Consider the following 22,281-nt stretch of genomic DNA (forward strand, 5'->3'; position numbering starts at 1 on the left):
AGCCGATATGAAGCATATTCTGGTTATTGAAGATGAAGCCTTGATTCGAGATGAAATTGTCATTTTGTTAGAGAAAGCGGGTTATCAAGTTGATAAGTTGACTGACTTCAAAGATACAAGCCAGCAAGTATTGCAATACGATACGGATTTAATCGTACTGGATTTGAATTTACCAGGAGAAACAGGGTTTCAAATTTGTAAAAATCTCAAGTCCAAACGCTCTGTGCCCATATTGGTTCTCACCTCCCGTGAACAACTAAAAGATGAAATTTACGCCCTAAAATTAGGGGCTGACGAGTACTTAACAAAACCTTTCAAGAAAGAAAGATTCTTGGCTCGTATAGAAAACATCTTGAAACGCTATGAAGGTAGACAAAATTTGCTTGAAAAAGATAATTTCCTGCTGGATAGAAATACCTATACTCTTTATATCAACGGACATTCGATTTTACTCCCTCAAAATCAAGGGAAATTGTTAGAAACCTTATTAGTGGCAACTGATTCAGTCGTCACAAAAGAAGAACTAAGTATGAAACTGTGGAATACAACTGAGTTCATCGATGAAAATGCCCTACAAGTAAACATTGCAAGGCTGAAAAAGGTGATGAAACAGGCTGGCATTGCTCTTCAAGTCAAGTCCGTCAGAGGTATTGGTTACAAGCTAGAAGAGGTAAGTCCAGATGAAACATAATCTAAAATATCTAGCTAGTTATCTGCCTTGGTTACTTGTTCTCTTAGCATTTGATCTATTTACAGCTATCCTGCTTTGGCTTTCAGATGTGAGAATGTTTCAAGCTCTCGTCCTTCTCTATATTTTAGCCACCGTCCTGCTTTTTTTCATCCTATCATTCTTACTTATAAGAAAAGAAAGAAAAAAATCCGCTGCTTATAAATCCTTCATAGCCAATCCTAAAATCGATACTGAGCTTGAATTATTGAATTTATCAAGTGCCTCAGAGAAAGAAAGCATTGAAAAAATAGCAGATACACTTTATCAAAAGCAGGCTCAAATAGGAAAGCTAAACTCATTACTAGCCGACTATGAGGACTATGTTGAAAAGTGGGCTCATGAAATCAAACTCCCTCTATCCCTTCTTTCCCTCCTTTTGGACAACCAAAGTGACCAGTTGCCTGAGGATACAGCTTTTAAGTTGGACTATGTAAAAAATCAAATCCAAGGAAATGTATCACAGATCTTATTCTATTATAGGGTGAAAAGTGAGAAAAATGATTTTCTATTTGAAGACCTTGACCTAGAAGAGTGTATCCAAGATCTTTTAGAGAACTTTGATCCCTTGCTCAAAGAAAAGAATTTTACGATTAAGTTAGAAAACATACAAGGAACCTGCTACACCGATCAACGCAGTTTTGAATTTATCCTGTCTCAAATACTAGCCAACGCCCTTAAATATAGCTCTGAAAAACCAGAACTCAAGATTTCTATGTCAAGTGACAAGGGGCGCAAAACCCTGATTATTAGGGATAATGGGTGTGGAGTTAAAGCTTGCGACCTCCCTCATATCTTTGAAAAAGGATTTACAGGTGATTCAGGAGAGACAAGGAAAAAATCAACAGGCATGGGTCTCTATCTTGTCAAACAATTAGCAGATGCTTTAAAAATCGACATCGTAGTAAAATCCGAATGGATGCATGGATTTGAAATCTCTCTTTCTATTTCGTAATTTTTCGATTAAGAAAATTGCCTAGTCATAGAAAGCACATATTTTATACCAAAAAGGAAAGCTGTACTGACTCCCAAAAGTTGGACAAATAATTATTGAAAGGATTTGGTTCTGTATTGCACAGGGCTAAGTCCTTTTCTACCATTTGTCAAGTATATCAAGGTATTTGATGAAAAATAGTTTGATTTCCATAGTCAAACTAAGGAAATTGTCTTTTTCTGAACTAAAGTTTAGTGAAAAAAGTGTACACTAAATCAACACCTTATCTGGTGATTTTTTTGATAAGGCGTTACAATAATATGGCATAAACAATTTTCTACCATTTGTCAAGTATATCAAGGTATTTGATGAAAAATAGTTTGATTTCCATAGTCAAACTAAGGAAATTGTCTTTTTCTGAACTAAAGTTTAGTGAAAAAAGTGTACACTAAATCAACACCTTATCTGGTGATTTTTTTGATAAGGCGTTATAATAATATGGCATAAACAATTTTACCGATTTTGGGTAGAAGTATAATCATAAAGTTTGTTATGCGTTATGAGGTAATACATTGTTCTAATGAGACGATGTATAGAGGCAATCGTGTGTGGTTTAGTTGAAGTCACTTGCGATTGTCTTTTCCGTTTCTCATAGAAGTCTGCGATATGACAAGGATTGGTGTGGCTAGCTGAAGCTATGTTATGAATGCACTTAAAAAGAATCTTTCTGGCATAGGGATTCCCACGTTTAGTGATATGTTCCTTAGCTAGAAAATTTCCAGATTCATAGTGTCTGAGGTCAATGCCTATAAAAGCATTGATTTGATTGGCAGAGTGAAATCGACGAATGTCACCAAGTTCGCCAATAATACTTGTCGCTGTGGTTTCGGCTATTCCAGGAATAGAGAGAAGAATCTCGTATTCTGGCAAAGATTGAGCTAATGTTACCATCTCCTCTAAAACACCTTGTCTGTGTTCCGAAAGCCTAAGTAACTCCCCTGCATAGTATTTGACCTCTTCTATCACTGGAGAGGTTTTCTTAACCGCACAATAAGACTGATTAGCTAGTTTTGTAAGCTTATCTACTAAGTAAGTCACACGTTTTTCAGAGATGCGTTTTGCCGTAGACTGACGGATGATAGCTGTTAATGTGGCGTCATCTGACTCCAGTACAAAACTATTACATGGAAAAGTCATGACCAAGTTCCAATATTGTTCCCCAGTTGGTGCCGACAAGATGTTTTCCAATTCAGGAAAAGTGACCTGTAAAACCTTGTGCAGACGGTTTTTAGCGCAGACGATATCCTCAGTAAGATTCTGATAGAAACGGCTGAGATCGCGTAATTCTTGATAAAGCGCTTCTTGGACATAGCTTGGTTTACGATTGAGGATGAACTGAGACGCAGCTAGTTTTTCAGCGTCAATCTTATCGGTTTTACGTACTCGTAAGCTATCTAGTTGTTTTTTGGATTCTAAGGGATTGAGCCGTGTATAAGCGTAACTATTATCCTCAAAGAAGGCCTGAAGACGACGAGAATAGACACCAGTCGCCTCGAAGATAATCTCTGGCTCGTGAACAGTCTTCAAGTCCCCAAGTAGTCGATTAAATCCGATGGCATCATTGGGAATGGTATAGCCATGTACTTTTTCTCCATTGACCAAGATGGCCACTTCTGAGCTTGCTTTACTCACGTCAATCCCAAAAACTACTCGCATGATATTACCTCTTTGTCTTGAATGATTCCTTGCTTTAGTGATGTCATTTTCAATACTCGACGTTTTTCGTCCCACATACTTTGATAACATTCTTCCTAAAACAGGTGTCTTGTCAGTTTTAGTTACGACGTCTAGCGCCAAAGGACTTATCGACTTAACAAGACACCACTACTTTAACATAACGAAAAAGTAGTGAGTACTTTCTCCCGTCGGAGATTTCCTCACTACTAATCTTAGTATGTTTTAGTTTGACTTTAATTCGTTTCTTGTTTTAGTTCTGGAGAATAATAACGATTCATCCCTTTCTTGACGATATCTATGCCATAACGGTCAATTAATTTCATCATGTACTTTAGACCAGAAACATCCACACCAAATCTTTTCGAAAGCTGTTTGAAGCTTTGTCCTTGCTTTCTTAGTTCATAAATCCGAACTTTATCTTCATAATTCAATTTCATAATAAAACACTCCAAAAGTTAGATTTTTTCTGTCTAACTTTTGGGGTGCAGTTCAAATTTCTGATGGGGTTTTTATATTTCTTTCTAATTCTTACCAGAAAAACTTTCGATAAATTCTAGCAATCGTTAAAAAGATAGCGTAGACTATACCTAAGATGGTTAAAACTATTTTTCCAGTACTCAATTCTGAACCGATGACCAATATATGAAAGAGAGGAGCGAGACCGGTACACACATATATCAAATAAACAATAACATTTATTTCACCAATCCCAGCAATAAAGTCTTTCATTTTTATTTTCATTTTCATTTACCTTCTCCAATAATCTACTTTTAATTTAAGTATATTATAAACTTCAGAAATTTAAAAGAATGATCTGATTAAATTTTAAGTTTTTAACATCATCTACTTATGAATTCTGACAATCCCGATTTAGAACTATACAAAAACAGTAAAACCACTTGGTCCTACTGTTTCATTTTTAAAATGTTTGGCGTTTGGCTTTACGTTCTGCACGTCCACGGGCACGACTTTCTGCACGTTTGGTTTTACGGCGTTTTTCATCGACGGCCCACTGGATTTTTTTCTTATAACCTGGTTTGACTTTTTTCTTTTTCTTTTTAACCAAGCCAATCATTTCGATGTCCAGTTTTTCCTGTTTCTTCTCACGATTAACACGGCGGTCACGGTCATAAGTATCTTGGAACTCTCCGTCTTTGACCATCTTAGGAGTAAACTTGATCCCTAGTTTCTCTAACTCACGAATATCTGAGTCATCACTAGGCTGGTAAAGTGTAATGGCTGTTCCTGGTAAACCATTACGTCCAGTTCGTCCGACACGATGGACAAAGAAGGACAAGTCTTGTGGAATGGCATCGTTGATAACGTGGCTGACACCCTCAATATCAATCCCACGCGCAGCCAGGTCAGTCGCTACGATATACTCAAAATCAAGATTTTTCACCTGATTCATAATTCGTTTACGTTCACGAGGAGCAATATCTCCATGGATCTTAGCCACCTTTAATCCTTGAGCAGTTAGATAGCTGTGCAATTCATCCGCACGAGTCTTGGTATTGACAAAAATCATGGCTAGATAAGGCTGCATAACTTGTGTCAACTCATAAATCTGAGCATTCTTATCACGCCCCTTAGTCGAAATCAACCAGTTATCAATAGTGTCTGAGATAACCGTTTTGGTCTTGATTTTCTCCATGACAGGATTGGACAAGTATTTCTTCAAAAATGGTTGTAGTTTTTGTGGGATAGTCGCTGAAAAGACCATAAACTGCAAGTCTTTTGGAAGACTTCCTGCAATCTTATCAACCGTCTCCAAGAATCCCATATCCAAGGTCATGTCCGCTTCATCGACTACAAAGGTCTTAGCCTTGTGAATAGCTAAATCACCTGATTTGACCAAATCATAGATACGCCCTGGAGTTCCAATAACGATATGTGGTTGATTGCTTGCCAGTTTGTCAATTTGGCGAGCCTTGTCTGTACCCCCAACATAGTTAACGACACGTACTTCTACATCCGAATGAGCTGCAATTTGACGAGCAGCTTGGTAAATCTGCGTTGCCAACTCACGGCTAGGTGCTGTGATAACTGCTTGCACACTATCGCTCTCTTCATCCAACTGTTGGAAAATCGGTAACAAGAAGGTATGAGTTTTCCCTGAACCTGTTTTTGATTCACCAACTAAATCACGACCTGCCAGAACAATAGGAATCAACTTTTCCTGAACCTCGGTAGGAGTCGTAAACTTCAACTCCTCCAATGCTTCTTCTATATATTTTTTAAACTTAAATTTCGTAAATGACATAATATCCTCGATTCTATCTATCTACTCATTATACCACATTTTAATGCATTACAGTTAAACTTTCGATTTAGATAAACCTACGGAAATTTCAAAATATACTCGAATAATGACAAGAAAAATACTCTCTGTCCATCCTAAACAAAGAGTATTAGATTTTTACGTAAGATTCCACTCTTCTATCAGCCAATCACAAAAATGATGATAGCGTTGCTCAAGAGCTTCATGATGCCCATAAGCATCAAATCTTGAATAAGTTGAGGGAACTGCTTCTGAAATCAGATCATGAATGTTTCTAGCAAAAATAGGAGCCTTAGACAGACGGTTGGAATGATTAGCACCTTCTGTCTGACCATTTTGTAGATAAATGAGGCTTTGGCTCTGCATCAAGGTATGTTCCCTACAAAAGTCTATAAAGTCTGGATACCAGAAGGAACCACAGATAGAAAAGATACAGGTCGCAGGAAGATAACTACTATAGAGACTATAGACAGCAGCAAGACCACCCAGTGAATAGCCACCATAAGCCATTCTGCTTTCATCAAGCAAATAGGCTTTTTCTAGAATTGCGATAATGCCTTGAAAGACCTTCTGATGGTATTGGTCTACCTTCCCACCAAAATCCGGAGCTCCTTCTTTCAAAGCATCAGACTGCCAGGGTGTAAAGTCATCCAGACGATTTTCTGGAATCAAGCCCACCAAAATTACAGATTGAGATAGGTCTGATAAATAATCCAGTTCCCCATCGTTTAAGAGCACAACTGGGTAGGCTTGTTTAGAGTCATAGGTTGAAGGAAGGCTGACCCTAACCTGAATCCCTTCCCAGTTAAACTCCTTATTTCTTGATAAAGTCATTGATTTTTTCAAGGGAATCAATCACTGCAGGACCGTAATCCATCAACTCATCGTAAGAGATAGTCATGATTTTTTGGTTCTTGATTGCTGGGACATTTTCCAAAACAGCATTTGCCTTCATCAAATCCACTGCTTTTTCATCCAACTTTTGATTGCGGTCGCTGGTTACATAGATAATCAACTCTGGATCCATTGATACTAGATTTTCCAGGGTCAAGCCAGAAGTTCCTGTTGCAACATTGGTATAACCAAGTTGGTTGAGCAAACTTTCTTGTAGGGCTGACTTGTAGGCACCAAAGGTTTCATCATTGTAGGCCACCATAATCAGAGCTTTTTTCTTTTCACCCTGTGTTTCTGGGTTTGCTTTCTTAACCGCATCGATTTTAGCTTGTAATTGCTCTGCATATTGGTTAGCCTTGTCTTGGACATTGAAAATGGTACCAAGATCCTTCACATCTTCTACGATATTTCCTAAATCTTGTTGGATATTTGAAAGTGAAGCTTTTTGCGTATAAACAGGGATTTTGTTTTCATTCCAAGCACTAATGGTTCCCATTGACTTTTCAGAGAACATCATGTTGCGTCCCATCAAGGCATCTGGTTCATAAGAAAGAACTGTTTCTTGTGAGACAGATTTTTTATCACCAATGTGAGGGATGGCTTCAATAGCATCCTTGTATTTACCAGTTACAGCATTATCAGAATTGAGCATGCCAGCAATTTTATCTTGCAAACCGAGTTCAAGTAGAATTTCAGTTGTTGAGAGGTTGTTGGTGATGACCTTTTCAGGAGCCTTTTCAAAGACTTGTTCGACTTCGTTTCCTTTGGCATCATAAGTTTTGATAGTTACAGGATAGCTAGTTTCTGTATTAGCTTTTTGACTGGATTCTGTTGTAGCTGGTGCGGATGATGTTTCTTTAGAAGTGTTGCCACAAGCTGCCAAAGTTAAGGTAGCTACTGTTACGAGTAAAATACTAAGTGATTTTTTCATATTTTTATTTTCCTTTTTAATTTTTATAAATAGTGAATCATAGCTTGCTGATCTTCTGTCCAAGTAATCTGACTTTGGACGTCATAGATAGCCTGCAATGACTCGGGTGTGATGGTCTCTTTTGGAGTACCTTGGTAAACAATCTCCCCTTCTTTCATTAGATAGAGATAGTCTGAATAGCGACAAGCTAGCTGAATATCATGCAAGACAGCTAGCACATTGATTTGGAGATTTTTGACAATGGTTAACAAGTCTAGCTGATACTTGATATCCAAATGATTGGTTGGTTCATCTAAGAGCAGGAGTGTCGGTTCTTGTGCCAAGGCACGTGCCAACAAAACCCGCTGCTTCTCTCCTCCTGACAAAGAAGAGTAGAGTCGATTTCTCTTTTCGAGCATATCTACCTTGACCAGAGCATCCTCAACCAAAACAAAATCTCTGTCTTTTTCTTTTTGTAAGAAGGTGAGATGGGGTGTTCTGCCCAGCATGACAATTTCCTCAACCGTACAATCAAATTGTAACTGATTAAACTGTGTGACGACTGCCATCTGCTTTGCCGTTTCCTTGACGCTCAATTGTTCCAGTGGCTTTCCATCTAGAGAAATCAAGCCCTGATCAGGCTTTTCCTGTCGATAGAGGAGTTTCAGCAAGCTAGTCTTCCCACTGCCATTTGGTCCTAAAATGGTATGAAATTGGTTGCCCTCAAGTTTAAGTGAGACTCCTTTGAGAATTTTTTTCTCTCCGATTCCAAAGTGAATATCCTGACACATTAAGTCCATATCAAACCCTCACCTCCCTTCGTCTACTTCCAACCATGTAGATAAAGAAAGGTGCACCTACTAAGGCTGTGAAGATACCAATCGGCAGCTCAGCATTTTGAATCAAGACACGAGCAAGAACATCTGCCCAAACAACAAAAAGCGCGCCGAGCAAAGTAGCTATCGGAAAAAGTCTTCTGTAATTTGTCCCCACCAAGCTTCGTGCCAAATGAGGTGTGATGAGACCAACAAAACCAATAATCCCACAAGTCGATACCAAGATTGCTGTCATTATAGCCACAATCGTCACGTAGAGATACCAGTAAAAACGTAGGGGAATCCCTAAGGTCAAAGCCGCCTCATCACCCATCATCATGGCATTAAAAACACGATATTGGGTAGAGAAAAATAAAAAAGCAATTCCCACGATTATAGTTGGCAAGGTTAAGTGAGCCCAGGAAGTCCCCGCTAAAGAACCCATGGTCCAAAACTTGATGGTCATGACACTATCAGCATTAGCGCCAATTGAAATAATAAAGTTTGAAAAAGCCAAAAATAGTGCATTCACAACTGTCCCTGATAAAATCAGGCTTGAAGTTGTCATCCTGCCTTGCATGGAAGCAATCAGAAGGACTGCAACTGTTGCCACAAGCGCTCCAAGGAAAGAGCCGAGACCAATCATGACCTTAAATCCGAGGATGATGCTCAAAGTCGCACCAAAGGTTGCCCCAGCTGAAATTCCTAACACATAGGGTTCTGCGATTGGATTATTGACTGTTGACTGCATAACGCTACCACACATGGAAAGGCCAGCACCAACTATCAAACCAAGAAAAACCCGTGGTAATCTCATATTCCAAACAATCGCAAGTGTAGACTTCGAAAGGTCTCCTATATCCAGAGGGGCTCCCATCTTACTCAAAATAATCCGATAGGTATCACTCAAGCTAATTTGAACTGAACCCATAGAAACAGCCAAAAATAGAGAAACTCCCAAAGCTCCGACCAACAGAGCTAGGAGAAAAACATATCGCAGGTTTTGATGGCTTCCAGAAGATTTGGAAATCATGAAACCCTCCCTTAATAAAATTAAAAATTTAGACAATTTTCATAAATAGTATACCACATTTCCAAATCTGGAACAAGGCTAGAAAGATACAGATAAAAAGACTGTTAAAACTAGGGAGCTGATTGAGCTCAGGCTAAAATCCTAGTGAACCAAAAATCTCCCCCAAGGGAGACATATCTGGTTTGTTTTACCTTATAGTGCTAGGAAACGTAACCGAAGATCATACTTGAGTATATCGATGTAAGGTGAGAAAAATAAAAAAAGCTCTCTGAAGTCAGAGAACTCATTTGAGCTCGGGCTAAAATCCTAGGGAAAAAGATGAAACTCCTTGTGTTCATCGAACACTGTGTCCTTTCCCTATTTTCATACGGATTTTTAACGCCCTTAGCATCATGATTCTTGCTGGATAAAACGTTTATAGACTAGGCGGCAAGCCGAAGATTGTACAAAAATTTTAGTGAAACAAAAAAATCTCCCCGAAGGGAGAAGATCTGGTTTATTTTACCTTACAGTGCTAGGAACCGTAACCGAAGATTATACTTGAGTATATCGAGGTAAGGTGACAACGCAATGTAAGTGGAAAATAAAGCAGATTAACGACGAAGTCCAAGAGAGTTGATCAACTCACGGTAACGGTTAACGTCGTTTTTACGCAAGTATGCAAGCAAGTTACGACGGCGACCGATTTTCTTCATCAATCCACGGTAAGTAGCGTGGTCTTTTTTGTGTTGTTTGATGTGTTCGTTAAGGTGGTTGATTTCCCAAGTAAGGACAGCAACTTGAACCTCTACTGAACCTGTATCACCTTCGTGACGTGCATATTGTGCGATGATTTCATTTTTTTTCTCTTTTGAGATTGCCATGATGTTTCTCCTTTTTATTTGGCTTCATCCGAGTGACAGGTTGGCATGCCTGTAACCAAGAAGAAGTTATTTGTCTTTACGACAATCTCTATTCTACCAATAACTAACTTCTTTGTCAACTGATTTACTATTCTTACCGCAAAAGTGCTATAATAGTTATAGGAAGGATATCTAAGTAGACATCTTGAAAAGAGAGGTGATTACCATGCGTAAATTCCCGCAATATCTCCCCTACTATCTGGTCGTATTTTTCTTTTATTGGCCACTTTATGAGCTGTTATTACGGACTATTACTGAAAACTATATCTTGAAGGAACTCACCATCGGCAACGTTATTATCTTCTCTCCACTGGTGACTTTCATAGCATCACTATTCTACTCTTATCATTTCAAGTTCTCAGTTTGGTGGTTAATTGGAGTTGGCTTGCTCTTTTGCTTTACCATCATTACCTTCGGAGAATTTATCCTTCTCTACTTCCTAGCCTATGAAATCTTTGCCCTCGCAGGTATGGCTATCGGTGCCGCTATTAAGAATCTAGTGCAAAAACTGAAAAGGAAAAAACTTTCACAAAAACCTTGAAAAATCTCACAATCATGCTATAATAATGCATAGAGACAAGTCACTTAGAATCTTTCTTTTAGAGAGTGCGTGGTTGCTGAGAACGCATAGGGAGTCTAAACTGATACTACTCTACTAACTTTTATGCAAACATAAAACGGTGGCCACGTTAGAGCCAATCAGAGGTGTCAACAGTTTTTGTTGTACATAAATGAAGGTGGAACCACGTTGCGACGTCCTTTCGAGGATGTCGCTTTTTGTTTTTCTTGATTTAAGTCTGTAAAAATAGGGAAACACTTCTGCTATAAAAATAATTGATAACTAATAATATAAGGAGAAAACCATGATTAAAATTACTTTCCCAGATGGCGCTGTTCGTGAATTCGAATCTGGCGTTACAACTTTTGAAATTGCTCAATCCATCAGCAATTCTTTGGCTAAAAAAGCCCTTGCTGGTAAATTCAACGGCAAACTCATTGACACAACTCGTGCTATCACCGAAGATGGAAGCATTGAAATCGTGACACCTGATCACGAAGATGCCCTTCCAATCTTGCGTCACTCTGCAGCACACTTATTTGCCCAAGCTGCTCGTCGCCTTTTCCCAGATATTCACTTGGGTGTTGGTCCAGCTATCGAAGATGGTTTCTACTACGATACAGACAACCAAGCAGGTCAAATCTCTAACGAAGACCTTCCTCGTATCGAAGAAGAAATGAAGAAAATCGTGAAAGAAAACTTCCCATCTATTCGTGAGGAAGTGACTAAAGATGAAGCGCGTGAAATTTTCAAAAACGATCCATACAAGTTGGAATTGATTGAAGAACACTCTGAAGATGAAGGTGGTTTGACTATCTACCGTCAAGGTGAATATGTAGACCTTTGCCGTGGCCCACACGTCCCATCAACAGATCGCATCCAAATCTTCCACCTTCTTAACGTAGCTGGTGCTTACTGGCGTGGAAATAGCGACAACGCTATGATGCAACGTATCTACGGTACAGCTTGGTTTGACAAGAAAGACTTGAAGAACTACCTTCAAATGCGTGAAGAAGCTAAAGAACGTGACCACCGTAAACTTGGTAAAGAATTGGATCTCTTTATGATTTCTCAAGAAGTTGGTCAAGGTCTTCCATTCTGGTTGCCAAATGGAGCGACTATTCGTCGTGAATTGGAACGCTACATCGTCGATAAGGAAATCGCTGCTGGTTACCAACACGTCTACACTCCACCAATTGCCTCAGTAGAACTTTACAAGACTTCTGGTCACTGGGATCACTACCGTGAAGATATGTTCCCAACCATGGATATGGGTGATGGTGAAGAATTCGTTCTTCGTCCAATGAACTGTCCTCACCATATCGAGGTCTTTAAACACCATGTTCACTCTTACCGTGAATTGCCAATCCGTATTGCTGAAATCGGTATGATGCACCGTTATGAAAAATCTGGTGCTCTCACAGGGCTTCAACGTGTAAGAGAAATGTCACTTAATGACGGTCACACTTTCGTAACACCTGAACAAATTAAAGATGAATTCCAACGTACACTTCAATTGATTATCGACGTTTACGAAGATTTCAACTTGACTGACTATCGTTTCCGTTTATCATATCGTGACCCTCAAGATACTCACAAGTACTTTGATAATGATGAGATGTGGGAAAATGCTCAACGCATGTTGAAATCAGCTATGGATGACATGGGACTTGACTACTTTGAAGCTGAAGGGGAAGCAGCCTTCTACGGACCAAAATTGGATATCCAAGTTAAGACTGCCCTTGGAAAAGAAGAAACCCTTTCTACTATCCAGCTTGACTTCTTGCTTCCAGAGCGCTTCGACCTTAAATACATCGGAGCTGATGGTGAAGAACACCGTCCAGTTATGATCCACCGTGGTGTTATCTCAACTATGGAACGCTTCACAGCTATCTTGATTGAAAACTACAAGGGTGCCTTCCCTACATGGCTTGCACCTCACCAAGTAACTCTTATCCCAGTTTCTAACGAAAAACACGTGGACTACGCTTGGGAAGTAGCTAAGAAACTTCGTGACCGTGGTGTCCGTGCCGATGTGGATGAACGTAATGAAAAAATGCAGTTCAAGATCCGTGCTTCTCAAACTCAAAAGATTCCTTACCAATTGATCGTTGGTGACAAGGAAATGGAAGAGAAGGCTGTAAACGTTCGCCGTTATGGTCAAAAAGAAACAGAAACCATGCCGGTAGATGCATTTGTAGAATTGATTCTTGCAGATATTGCCAACAAATCACGAGTTGAAAAATAAACGATAAAATCTGGGATAATATTTCCAGCTAGCTAAAAAAGCAACAACTGTTTCAGCTGTTGCTTTTTTATTTAGCCTAAGCTAGTAGTGATTTGTAAAACCACCACAAATGGTATCCTCATCAACGATCCTTTCTATCCACTAACTTTGGGATATAGGATATCCTCCTAAGATTTGCTTCCTCGAGTTAGAAAAGGTCAATATCCTCAATCCTTGTCTGCTTCATTTTCTTTTACGAGATCTTTTTGTGAATCTTTTTCAGAGAGTTTTTGATCGATATACTTATTAATGGTTTCATAAAATTCCTTGGTCATCTCACTATCTAATTTTGTCGAATTATGGACTTGATTGACTTTCAATTGAACAGATTGAATACCGTAAGAGGCTTGTTTTTGGCGGATCGTTTCTAATTCTTCTTCTGAAATCGGCTCTCCAACAACCGTCAAGACTAATTCATTGCTACTTGACTTGTAGACTTGATTAATGACCGTATGATTAGCGAACTCTTTTCCTACAAACTGTTTAATCCCTTCTTTTCGTGCTTGATCTATCGTCAGAGTGACTGCTGAATAGCTGGCTGGAAGAACCAATAATACAATTAAGGATATCAACCCAATTCTCATTTTAATGTTTAGCTCTTTAAATGAACTTAAAGGAGATTTTCTCATCAAAATTCTTGTTCCAACAATGTTGATTAGCATGATAAAGACACAGTTGATCAAGAAAAGATAGAGAGCTCCGAATAAAAATCGTACATTTCCATTAGCTAAACCATAACCTGCAGTACAGATAGGTGGCATCAGAGCTGTTGCAATGGCTACTCCAGGCACGATATTATTTGCTTCTTTTTTCCTTGAACCAATTACACCTGCAATCCCACCAGCAATAGCAATGAGAACATCCCAAATGGTTGGAGATGTTCGTGCAATCAACTCGCTACTTGTATAAGATAAGGGAGAAATCCAGAAATACAGAGTCGAGACAAGCAAACTGACTAATACTTGAGTAAATAAAACCTCTAGAGATTGCTTGATTAAACGCGTATCAAAAATAGCTAAACCGAATCCCAGTCCAACAATCGGTGTCATAAGAGGGGAAATCAGCATGGCTCCAATAATGACAGCTGTTGAATTCATATTTAGACCTATAGAGGCAATAAAAATCGCACACATTAAAATTGCTGTATCTCTTAATCGAACATGAAGATCATCATATAATTTTTCACGGTATTCACGTGTTGAATAGTTTCCGGTCATTGGTTACTCCTTTTATTTCATATAATCTTGTTTCTGCAAAGACGATGGCAGAGAGACTTCTGTCCAATCTTACATATTTTTAATTCTCACCTGTCATTCTTTTGAAAATTATCCTTTAAATATCCATCAGTCCATCCTTAACATTATATCAAAAATTTTACAGCCTTTCTCTGAAGAAATCAAGCAATTTAAGAGATAGAGAAAGGTAGAAATTTTTATTTCCTTATCCGCAGAAGAAAAAACGTTATCTCCTCTGAAAGAAGATAACGTTTTAATGTTTAAACATGATGAGTGTGTTTGGTTTTCCAATTTTGTATCATGCAAATCTCCCAAGGTGTTGTGTTCCCCAAGGTAAACTCGCAAATTATGGCTACTAAGATAGAGTATCCAATATAATCTAGGATTCCTCCGTCAAAATAACGTTCTGACTTTACATTATATCCTTTATTTTTATATTTGAACAATCTTACGATAGCTTCTTGAAGTAATCACAAAGATTAGGACATAAACTAAAGCAAAGATACCACAAATAGAAAGTGTTACACTTAACATCATGGCTGAATCAACAACACCAACGACCTTGAGAATCAGGCTCAACATGTGATAAGCAAAAGCCAGATGAAGAAAGGCAAAGGCCAGAGGTAAGAAGAAAACAGTCAAGACCTGCTTGTTAATGGTTTGCTTGATTTGTTTTTGATCCAAACCAACCTTTTGCAGAATGACAAAGCGTTCACGGTCTTCATAACCTTCTGAAATTTGTTTATAGTAGATAACGAGTACAGTACCTACCATAAAGATGATAGAGAGAAAAATACCGATAAAGAGGACTCCACCAAAGAGAGCACTCATCTGAGCACTAGCATCTGATAGATTGCTACCATAAACATAGCTACCTTCAGTGTTTAATTGAGCATTAAACTTTTGTAGATATTTTTCATACTCGTCAGCGACCTTGAGTTGTTCTTCTTCGCTGGCATTTACATTCATGCCACCGTAAAACTGATTATAGATAGCCGAATCTGGGAATTGATCCAAAAAGGCTTGTAAATCAGGCACAACAAGGTAATTGTAATCAGCAGTCAAAATATTAAACTGATTTGGGACATGGTTGACAATGAAATCTTTATTAAATTCTTCTTTTACAGAAAATTGATGATCATTTAGAGTTAGAGCTTTCTGTTCTTTAACTCCCTCATTCTTTGCAAAGAGTCCGACCTCATTTCCTGATAGAGACAGTTTTTGACCAGTCATATTTTCATAATCTTTTTGGTCAAATACCATGAAAATTGTTGTGGGTTGGACACGGTTTTGTCCTTTTTCAAAAATGGTTAACTTAGTTCCTTCTTGGTTCGCAACACCAAAGTAAGTATAACGAAGCACTTCTTTCTCTTTAATCGTATAACCTTTGTCACTTGCAAACTGGCTCAAGAGTTTGTCCAAATCTTCTTTTTCAACATTTTGCCCTGAAACCCCAAAATCATGAGGATTTAGAACTTTTTTAAAGCTTTCTGCGGCATTGAAAATACTAGTCGCTGCTGACATGGTTACCAAAACCATGGTTGACAAAATTGCGATAGTTGCCAGTCCAACCGCATTTTTCTTCATACGGAAAATCAAGTTAGACACTGAGATGAGATTATTTGGTTGGTAATAATATTTCTTGTTTTTCTTCAAGATTTGTAGAAAAACTGTAATCCCTGCATTAAACAAGAGATAGGTCCCAAAGATAACTAGTAAAACAGCTAGGAAGAAAGTTGTGAGAGCTGTAAGGGGATCTTTTACCGTAAGGGCAAGATAATAGCCAATCCCTAAACTAATCGAACCAAGAATAGTTTGGAGAAGAAGGAAGCGACCTTTTTTCTCTCCGCTTGCTTTCTCACGCGAGAGCTTGAGGGCATTCATACGGGCGATTCGAAGGGCATTTAGGAACATGAGGCCTAGGAAAATCAAGCCAAAAACAACAAGTACTGTAATGACAACTTTCATCTGGAAGGTAGCGACCAGTTCAACCTTTAATTTCATCAGTTTGAGCAAGAAAGCGAAAATCAGATTGTCAAAGAGGACACCAATCCCAATCCCAGCAGTGACTGTTACAAGCCCAAATATCAAGAGTTCCTTAAAAGTCATACTAATCAGATGGCGCTTCTCCAAGCCCAACATGCCATAAATTCCTAGTTCCTTAGAACGATTTTTCATGACAAAACTATTGGCATAGAGGACGATAATGGCTGACGCAAGGGTGACGACAAACATACCAAATCCAAGAGTAGCTTGAATCGTTTCACCTCCACGGATTTCTGCAATCTTTGGATTGAAGGTTAGAGAGTAAAAGAGATAGGTGACGGTGACTGCCAAGAGAACAGCCAGTGCAAAGGGATAGTAGAGTTTGCGGTTTTTGATTAAGTTGGAGACGGCCAACTTATTGGTTAATCGAAACATGCTAGTTCACCTCACTTGCCATAACAGTCAAGGTGTCAGAGATTTCTTGGAACATCTGACGATCGGTCTTTTCACCACGGTAGATTTGATTATAGAGAATGCCGTCCTTGATGAAAAGAACACGTTTTGCACGGCTAGCAGCTGCCGTTGAGTGGGTTACCATGAGAATGGTTTGTCCTTGCTCGTTGATTTGATCAAAGATATCAAGGAGAGCTGCAGATGATTTAGAATCTAGAGCTCCTGTTGGCTCATCAGCAAGGAGAATTTCTGGTTCTGTGATGATGGCTCGTGCAACTGCAACCCGTTGTTTTTGTCCCCCAGAAATTTCATAAGGGTACTTCTCCTGCAATTGATTGATGCCAAGATTTTCAGCCGTTACGACCAACTTTTTCATCATTTCTGTAATAGGCTTTCTAGACAATACCAAAGGGAGTAAGATATTGTCTTTAACAGAAAGCGTATCTAACAAATTGAAGTCTTGGAAGACAAAGCCTAACTTTTCACGACGGAAGCTTGATGCTTCAGTATTTTTAATGGTAGCTGTGTCTGTTCCGTTTAGGAAGACCTGACCACGAGTTGGTTTGTCAAGCATGGCGAGAATATTGAGTAGAGTTGATTTCCCAGAACCAGATTCACCCATAATAGCAACGTAGTCGCCTTTTTCAACGGTAAAGTGAATATCTTTCAGGGCTTCTACTTGGTTGCCTTGAAAGCGAGTTTTATAAATCTTTTGAACGTGTTTTACATCTAATAGTGTCATTTTAACTTCTCCTTTTTAATATCCCATTAATTGAAACTGAGCTTGCATCATTTCGATGCCGATTTGAACTCGCTCGATATCCTTTGGACTCGGCTTACTTGTATGTTTCTTTTGTAAAATTGTTTTCATGGTTCCTCTCCTTTTTCTTTATGCTCTAAGTTTACTCCAAAAAAAGATGGCTTACCATAACATAACCTTACAAAAGAGGCCTTTAATCTTACATTTTTGTAAGATTACATTTTTATCTAATTGAAGCCTTTTTTCTCACTAGATCAAGGTCTAAAGAAGAGCTTGAAAGGTTTCTTCCAAGCTCTTCACAATTCTTTTCATTCAATCAGTAAATTCACTTCAGAGAACTTAATCCTCACAGTTGTTCCTTGCCCAAGTTCGGATTCTATTTGAATCTGATGTCCTAATTCTTGGCTGATTTTCTGGGTTAGATAGAGCCCAAGTCCAGATGACTGTTGGGTCATTCGACCATTATATCCTGAAAATCCACGTTCAAAGACTCGCAACCGATCACTGTTTTTGATACCAATCCCAGTATCCTTGATGCAAAGTTCTTGATCGTCCATATAGATTTCAATTCCACCTTCATTTGTGTATTTGAGGCTATTTGATAGGATTTGTTCAATGACTACCAACAGCCATTTTTTATCCGTCACAATCCTTCTGTCCAAGTCATGCAGATTAATACTTAGATCTTTCTGGATAAAGAAAATAGCATATTTGCGAATGACTTCCTTGACCAGATCTTCTATATTCTCTTTCTTCAAAACCAAATCATCATGGAAGCTTTCTAATCGTAGATATTGGAGTACGAGATTGGTATATGAATCAATCTTAAAAATTTCCTGTTCCAACTGTTGTTTCAATTGGCGATCTGCCACCTCGCTCACGAGGAGTTTACTGGCTGAAATGGGTGTTTTTATCTGATGCACCCAGAGTGTATAGTAATCCACCAAATCATTATAGCGGTTTTCCGCATCTGATTTCTTTTGGTAGAGTTCCTCTTCACTTTTCTCTAATTTTTCAGTCAATAGAGCCTCCATTGGGGACTTGGCTTCTCTTTTTCCGTAAAACAATTCCTTGCGATAGCGTTGCAATTCTATCAAGAAATCATAGACCAAAAACAGAAGTGTCAAAAATGTAGATAGAAAGAAGAAATAGTTAAAGTAAGGCACTTGGTTATCAAATAAGACCTCAAAGAGAAAAAGTAAACCTGTAAGTAAGAGAATAAAAGCGAAAAAACGGCTGCGCGAACGGATATAAGCTAGAAAAAAACTTTTGAAATCAAGCATGTTTCAATCCGTACCCTATTCCTTTCTTGGTTTCAATAAAACCAATCAAACCTTCTTCTTCCAATTTCTTACGCAGACGGGCGACATTAACGGATAAGGTATTATCATCGATAAAAAAGTCACTATTCCAAAGCTCCCGCATCAAGTCGTCACGCGCTACGATATTTCCCGCATGCTCAAATAAGACACGTAAAATCTGAAATTCATTCTTGGTTAAACTGATAGCTTTGCCATTGACATGCACATCCATAGACTTGGTGTTGAGGATAACTCCAGCATACTCTAGGAGACTTTCATCCCGTCCAAACTCATAGGAACGACGCAACAAGCCCTGTACCTTGGCTAAAAGAACCTGTTGGTCAAAAGGCTTGGTCACAAAATCATCCGCCCCCATATTAATAGCCATCACAATGTCCATAGCCTGGTCTCTCGAAGACAGAAACATAATGGGAACTTTAGAAATCTTGCGAATCTCTTGGCACCAGTGATAACCATTAAAGAGAGGCAAGCCGATATCCATGAGAACTAGATGTGGCTCAGACTGAACAAATAGGGTTAGAACTTCCATGAAGTCTTCTACCATGACTACCTCAAACCCCCATTCAGAGAGCATTTTCCCAACTTGTTGACGGATAACTGGATCATCTTCTACTAGTAAAATCTTATGCATCTGCTCCTCCTTTTTCTATATTATAGCAAAATTCTCCTCACTACTAGCGAAATTGATGCAAATCTGATAAGATAAAAGTAAAGAAAGGAGTTCCCATGTCCAATATTTTCGACTACCTAACTGACGTTCAATACGATTCTTTTTACGATCTTCCCTTGAATGAACTGGATATACTTGCTTTTACAGAGCTGACCTATCTTTCTTTTGATAACCTATTGGACCAGCCTGTCAATCGTTTAAGCGATGTCGCAACACGTGTCCCGCGAGAAAGCACCATGTTGACCAATAAAGAACGTCTGCAACTCTTAGACCAGCTTGCCCAGCACAAACGTTTTAAAAATAGCAAACTCTCTAACTTTGTCAACGAAATTGATACCGAGCAACAGAAACAGTTCGCTGCTATGACCTATCGCCTTGATTTAGATACTTATCTGATTGTCTTTCGAGGTACAGACGATAGTATTATTGGTTGGAAGGAAGATTTCCATATGACCTACATGAAGGAAATCCCTGCCCAAAAGCATGCTCTTGAATACTTGGAGGATTTCTTTACCCAACATCCAAAACAAAAAGTGATTGTAGCTGGACATTCTAAAGGTGGGAATCTGGCTGTCTATGCTGCCAGTCAAATTCGACCTGAATTGCAAGACAAGATATCTGCAGTTTATACCTATGATGCCCCTGGTTTGCAGGCTCATCTGACTGAGACCACTGGTTATCAAGATGTTATTCCAAAAATTCACCGTTTCATCCCACAAGGTTCTGTCATTGGCATGATGCTGGAAGTTCCTGATACTCCTATCGTCGTCAAATCTACAGCTCTTGGTGGCATCGCCCAACACAGCACCTTTAGTTGGCAAACTGAGGATAATCACTTTGTCCAACTAGAAGAAATCAGCAGTGAGAGTCTCCAAATTAAAGACACTCTCAAAGAATGGGTGGACAGTGTTCCTGATGAGGAATTGGAGCTCTACATCGATCTCTTCTTTGGTACCATTCTAGAATCTGGAATCAGTTCCATTAATGAACTGTCTTCTAAAAATGCTATTGACCATGTTCAACAACTTGTTTCTCAAGCCCAGACACTGGAGCCTGAACAAGTTGAAATCTTAAAAAATCTGACACAACTCCTGCTGGATGCTCGTTTCCAAGCCTGGAAGAATCATTTTTAATTTATCAAAAAGTCCTTCCTTTACGGAGGGACTTTCTTGTTGATTCCTTATTTTATTCTTCTGTGTTATACTAGAAACTGTAAATCTTTGAAAGAGGAAATCCTATGAAAATCCATAAAACTGTGAATCCTGTCGCCTATGAAAATACTTATTATCTTGAAGGGGAGCAACACCTGATTGTGATCGATCCTGGTAGCCATTGGGAGGTCATTCGCAAAACTATCGAAACCATCAATAAACCGGTCTGTGCCATTCTTCTGACCCATACCCACTACGACCATATTATGAGTCTAGACTTGGTCAGAGATACTTTCGGAAATCCTCCCGTATATGTGTCAGAAAGCGAAGCTGCTTGGCTCTTTACTCCTGTCGACAATCTTTCTGGCCTTCCTCGACACGACGATATGGCAGATGTCGTATGTAGACCAGCCGAACAGACCTTTGTCTTTCATGAAGAATACCAGATTGAGGAATTCCGCTTTACTGTATTACCAACTCCAGGCCATTCTATCGGTGGAGTTTCATTTGTTTTCCCAGATGGACACTTGGTCTTAACGGGAGATGCCCTTTTCCGAGAAACCATTGGTCGAACAGATCTACCTACAGGTAGCATGGAACAACTCCTTCATAGTGTCCAAACCCAGCTCTTCACCCTTCCAAACTACGATGTCTATCCAGGGCACGGACCTGCTACTACCATCGCTCACGAAAAAACCTTCAATCCATTTTTCTAAAACATAAAAACCAAGGACAATTATCCTTGGTTTTTGTATAGCTTCAATTTCTACATCACTACTTGCTCGGTAGAATCAAAATTGACTAGAAAAATAATTTAAAACTAATTAGTTGGATTCAATTCTTTCCAGTCAATGTTAGACAAATCAAGCTTTTCAGAAGAAATATCTAAAACTTGCTCTGCTTTTTCATTACCACCGATTTGAATAGTTGCTTCTTTAATCTTCTGCACTCCATTTTTATCAAACGAATATAGAGCCAGGTTCATTTCTGGACGAGTTGACTGCCAGTCTGCATAAGAGACTAGACCATTTTCGTAAATAACAAAGCCTGAGCGAAAACCACCTGCAGAAGCTACATAAGCTGTGTGAAGTAAGTTTGGTTTTTGATTTTCCAAATAATAAATGGCTGAAACGAATTTTTCATCCCCAATAAGTAACTCATCTTGCCCATCCTTATTCAAATCAAGAAGGGCATATTTAAAGTCTGGTGCATTTTGATAATCCATTCGAGAGAAAATCATGCCATATTCTTCTGATGCAATCTTGTGTTGTTTATTTTCCTCGTATAAATCTTCTCTATTACCTTGTTTTAAAAGCTCTGTATAGTGATTATAACGTTCAATCACTTCTTTATACAAATCTGGTCCCGTTTCCTTCTTATTTTCAGCAGTTGATTGTGACGCTTTGGTTGACGATTCGCTTGTATTTTCAGTCTTTGCTTCTGTTGATGTACTAGACTTATCGTCTTTGGAAACAGATGATAGTGCAGATGAAGGTTCTGTATTGCTATTATTTTTATTGAGACCACAAGATGCCAAAACTGAAATCGAAAGAATAGATGAGAGCATCATTAAAAATTTCTTCATATTAACCTCGATAGCATTGCATTTTCAGATGTATAAACTT

20 protein-coding genes and 2 pseudogenes are annotated in these 22,281 nt (G+C 38.8%); 7 read left to right on the plus strand and 15 right to left on the minus strand.

The window, feature by feature from the left end; all coding sequences use genetic code 11:
* Positions 1 to 7 precede the first annotated feature (7 nt).
* The gene (locus RRU92_RS08620; protein WP_049528771.1) at positions 8 to 691 is read left to right on the plus strand and encodes a response regulator transcription factor; all 684 of its coding nucleotides are present in this window, start codon (positions 8 to 10) and stop codon (positions 689 to 691) included.
* Positions 681 to 1,682 carry a sensor histidine kinase gene (locus RRU92_RS08625; RefSeq protein ID WP_315639381.1) on the plus strand — a complete coding sequence of 334 codons (1,002 nt, stop codon included), beginning with the start codon at positions 681 to 683 and terminating at the stop codon, positions 1,680 to 1,682. Before RRU92_RS08620 ends, RRU92_RS08625 begins: the two co-directional genes overlap by 11 nt.
* Before the next feature lie 492 nt (positions 1,683 to 2,174).
* Here the strand turns inward: RRU92_RS08625 and RRU92_RS08630 are convergent, their stop codons facing one another.
* The 9 genes and pseudogenes from RRU92_RS08630 to rpsO form a co-directional block, all read right to left on the minus strand.
* On the minus strand, positions 2,175 to 3,377 hold the full coding sequence (locus RRU92_RS08630; RefSeq protein WP_315640891.1) for an IS110 family transposase: 1,203 nt from the start codon (positions 3,375 to 3,377) through the stop codon (positions 2,175 to 2,177).
* Between the two features lie 263 nt (positions 3,378 to 3,640).
* Positions 3,641 to 3,835 (minus strand): annotated as a pseudogene (locus tag RRU92_RS08635) (helix-turn-helix domain-containing protein); the annotation flags it as partial.
* Positions 3,836 to 3,926: 91 nt separating this feature from the next.
* Complete coding sequence (locus RRU92_RS08640; protein ID WP_315640923.1) at positions 3,927 to 4,127, minus strand: hypothetical protein; 201 nt, start codon at positions 4,125 to 4,127, stop codon at positions 3,927 to 3,929.
* Between the two features lie 190 nt (positions 4,128 to 4,317).
* Positions 4,318 to 5,661: a DEAD/DEAH box helicase gene (locus tag RRU92_RS08645; protein WP_315639382.1), complete on the minus strand. Its 1,344-nt coding sequence runs from the start codon at positions 5,659 to 5,661 to the stop codon at positions 4,318 to 4,320.
* 156 nt (positions 5,662 to 5,817) lie between these two features.
* Positions 5,818 to 6,513, minus strand: a complete 696-nt coding sequence (locus tag RRU92_RS08650) for an alpha/beta hydrolase-fold protein (RefSeq protein WP_315639383.1) — start codon at positions 6,511 to 6,513, stop codon at positions 5,818 to 5,820.
* Positions 6,494 to 7,504, minus strand: a complete 1,011-nt coding sequence (locus RRU92_RS08655; RefSeq protein WP_315639385.1) for an ABC transporter substrate-binding protein — start codon at positions 7,502 to 7,504, stop codon at positions 6,494 to 6,496. Before RRU92_RS08655 ends, RRU92_RS08650 begins: the two co-directional genes overlap by 20 nt.
* Before the next feature lie 23 nt (positions 7,505 to 7,527).
* Positions 7,528 to 8,283, minus strand: coding sequence for an ABC transporter ATP-binding protein (locus RRU92_RS08660; RefSeq protein WP_315639386.1), 756 nt, complete (start codon positions 8,281 to 8,283; stop codon positions 7,528 to 7,530).
* 1 nt (position 8,284) lies between these two features.
* Positions 8,285 to 9,331, minus strand: a complete 1,047-nt coding sequence (locus tag RRU92_RS08665; protein ID WP_315639388.1) for an iron ABC transporter permease — start codon at positions 9,329 to 9,331, stop codon at positions 8,285 to 8,287.
* A gap of 593 nt (positions 9,332 to 9,924) precedes the next feature.
* Positions 9,925 to 10,194, minus strand: a complete 270-nt coding sequence (gene rpsO, locus RRU92_RS08670; RefSeq protein ID WP_001018251.1) for a 30S ribosomal protein S15 — start codon at positions 10,192 to 10,194, stop codon at positions 9,925 to 9,927.
* Positions 10,195 to 10,399: 205 nt separating this feature from the next.
* Here rpsO and RRU92_RS08675 point away from each other — a divergent pair, with 205 nt between their 5' ends.
* From RRU92_RS08675 to thrS, 3 genes and pseudogenes are all read left to right on the plus strand, one after another.
* Positions 10,400 to 10,774, plus strand: a complete 375-nt coding sequence (locus RRU92_RS08675) for a hypothetical protein (RefSeq protein WP_315639390.1) — start codon at positions 10,400 to 10,402, stop codon at positions 10,772 to 10,774.
* 121 nt (positions 10,775 to 10,895) lie between these two features.
* Positions 10,896 to 11,023, plus strand: a pseudogene (locus tag RRU92_RS10355) (AAA family ATPase); the annotation flags it as partial.
* A gap of 73 nt (positions 11,024 to 11,096) precedes the next feature.
* Positions 11,097 to 13,040: a threonine--tRNA ligase gene (thrS, locus tag RRU92_RS08680; protein ID WP_315639391.1), complete on the plus strand. Its 1,944-nt coding sequence runs from the start codon at positions 11,097 to 11,099 to the stop codon at positions 13,038 to 13,040.
* 206 nt (positions 13,041 to 13,246) lie between these two features.
* On the opposite strand, the gene RRU92_RS08685 is transcribed toward thrS, so the two are convergent.
* The 5 genes from RRU92_RS08685 to RRU92_RS08705 all read right to left on the minus strand — a co-directional run bounded on the left by RRU92_RS08685 (position 13,247) and on the right by RRU92_RS08705 (position 19,466).
* Positions 13,247 to 14,296, minus strand: coding sequence for a DUF389 domain-containing protein (locus RRU92_RS08685; protein ID WP_315639392.1), 1,050 nt, complete (start codon positions 14,294 to 14,296; stop codon positions 13,247 to 13,249).
* 450 nt (positions 14,297 to 14,746) lie between these two features.
* Entirely contained in the window at positions 14,747 to 16,735 is a 1,989-nt protein-coding gene (locus RRU92_RS08690; RefSeq protein WP_315639393.1) for an ABC transporter permease, read from the minus strand.
* A 1-nt stretch (position 16,736) separates the two neighbouring features.
* Positions 16,737 to 17,495 (minus strand): ABC transporter ATP-binding protein, encoded by a 759-nt coding sequence (locus tag RRU92_RS08695; protein WP_070459777.1) that lies wholly within the window; start codon positions 17,493 to 17,495, stop codon positions 16,737 to 16,739.
* Positions 17,496 to 17,821: 326 nt separating this feature from the next.
* Positions 17,822 to 18,796, minus strand: a complete 975-nt coding sequence (locus RRU92_RS08700) for an ATP-binding protein (RefSeq protein ID WP_315639394.1) — start codon at positions 18,794 to 18,796, stop codon at positions 17,822 to 17,824.
* A complete protein-coding gene (locus tag RRU92_RS08705) occupies positions 18,789 to 19,466 on the minus strand; it encodes a response regulator transcription factor (protein ID WP_000548968.1) in 678 nt (225 codons plus the stop codon). Before RRU92_RS08705 ends, RRU92_RS08700 begins: the two co-directional genes overlap by 8 nt.
* 95 nt (positions 19,467 to 19,561) lie before the next feature.
* Between RRU92_RS08705 and RRU92_RS08710 the strand changes: the two genes are divergently transcribed.
* A complete protein-coding gene (locus tag RRU92_RS08710; protein WP_315639395.1) occupies positions 19,562 to 20,638 on the plus strand; it encodes a DUF2974 domain-containing protein in 1,077 nt (358 codons plus the stop codon).
* 104 nt (positions 20,639 to 20,742) lie between these two features.
* A complete protein-coding gene (locus tag RRU92_RS08715; RefSeq protein WP_315639396.1) occupies positions 20,743 to 21,372 on the plus strand; it encodes an MBL fold metallo-hydrolase in 630 nt (209 codons plus the stop codon).
* Positions 21,373 to 21,476: 104 nt separating this feature from the next.
* Here RRU92_RS08715 and RRU92_RS08720 read toward each other — a convergent pair whose 3' ends face one another.
* A complete protein-coding gene (locus RRU92_RS08720; protein ID WP_153225436.1) occupies positions 21,477 to 22,241 on the minus strand; it encodes a hypothetical protein in 765 nt (254 codons plus the stop codon).
* Positions 22,242 to 22,281: the final 40 nt, after the last annotated feature.

Origin of the sequence: Streptococcus sp. DTU_2020_1001019_1_SI_AUS_MUR_006 (assembly GCF_032340315.1) — a bacterium.
GTDB lineage: Bacteria > Bacillota > Bacilli > Lactobacillales > Streptococcaceae > Streptococcus.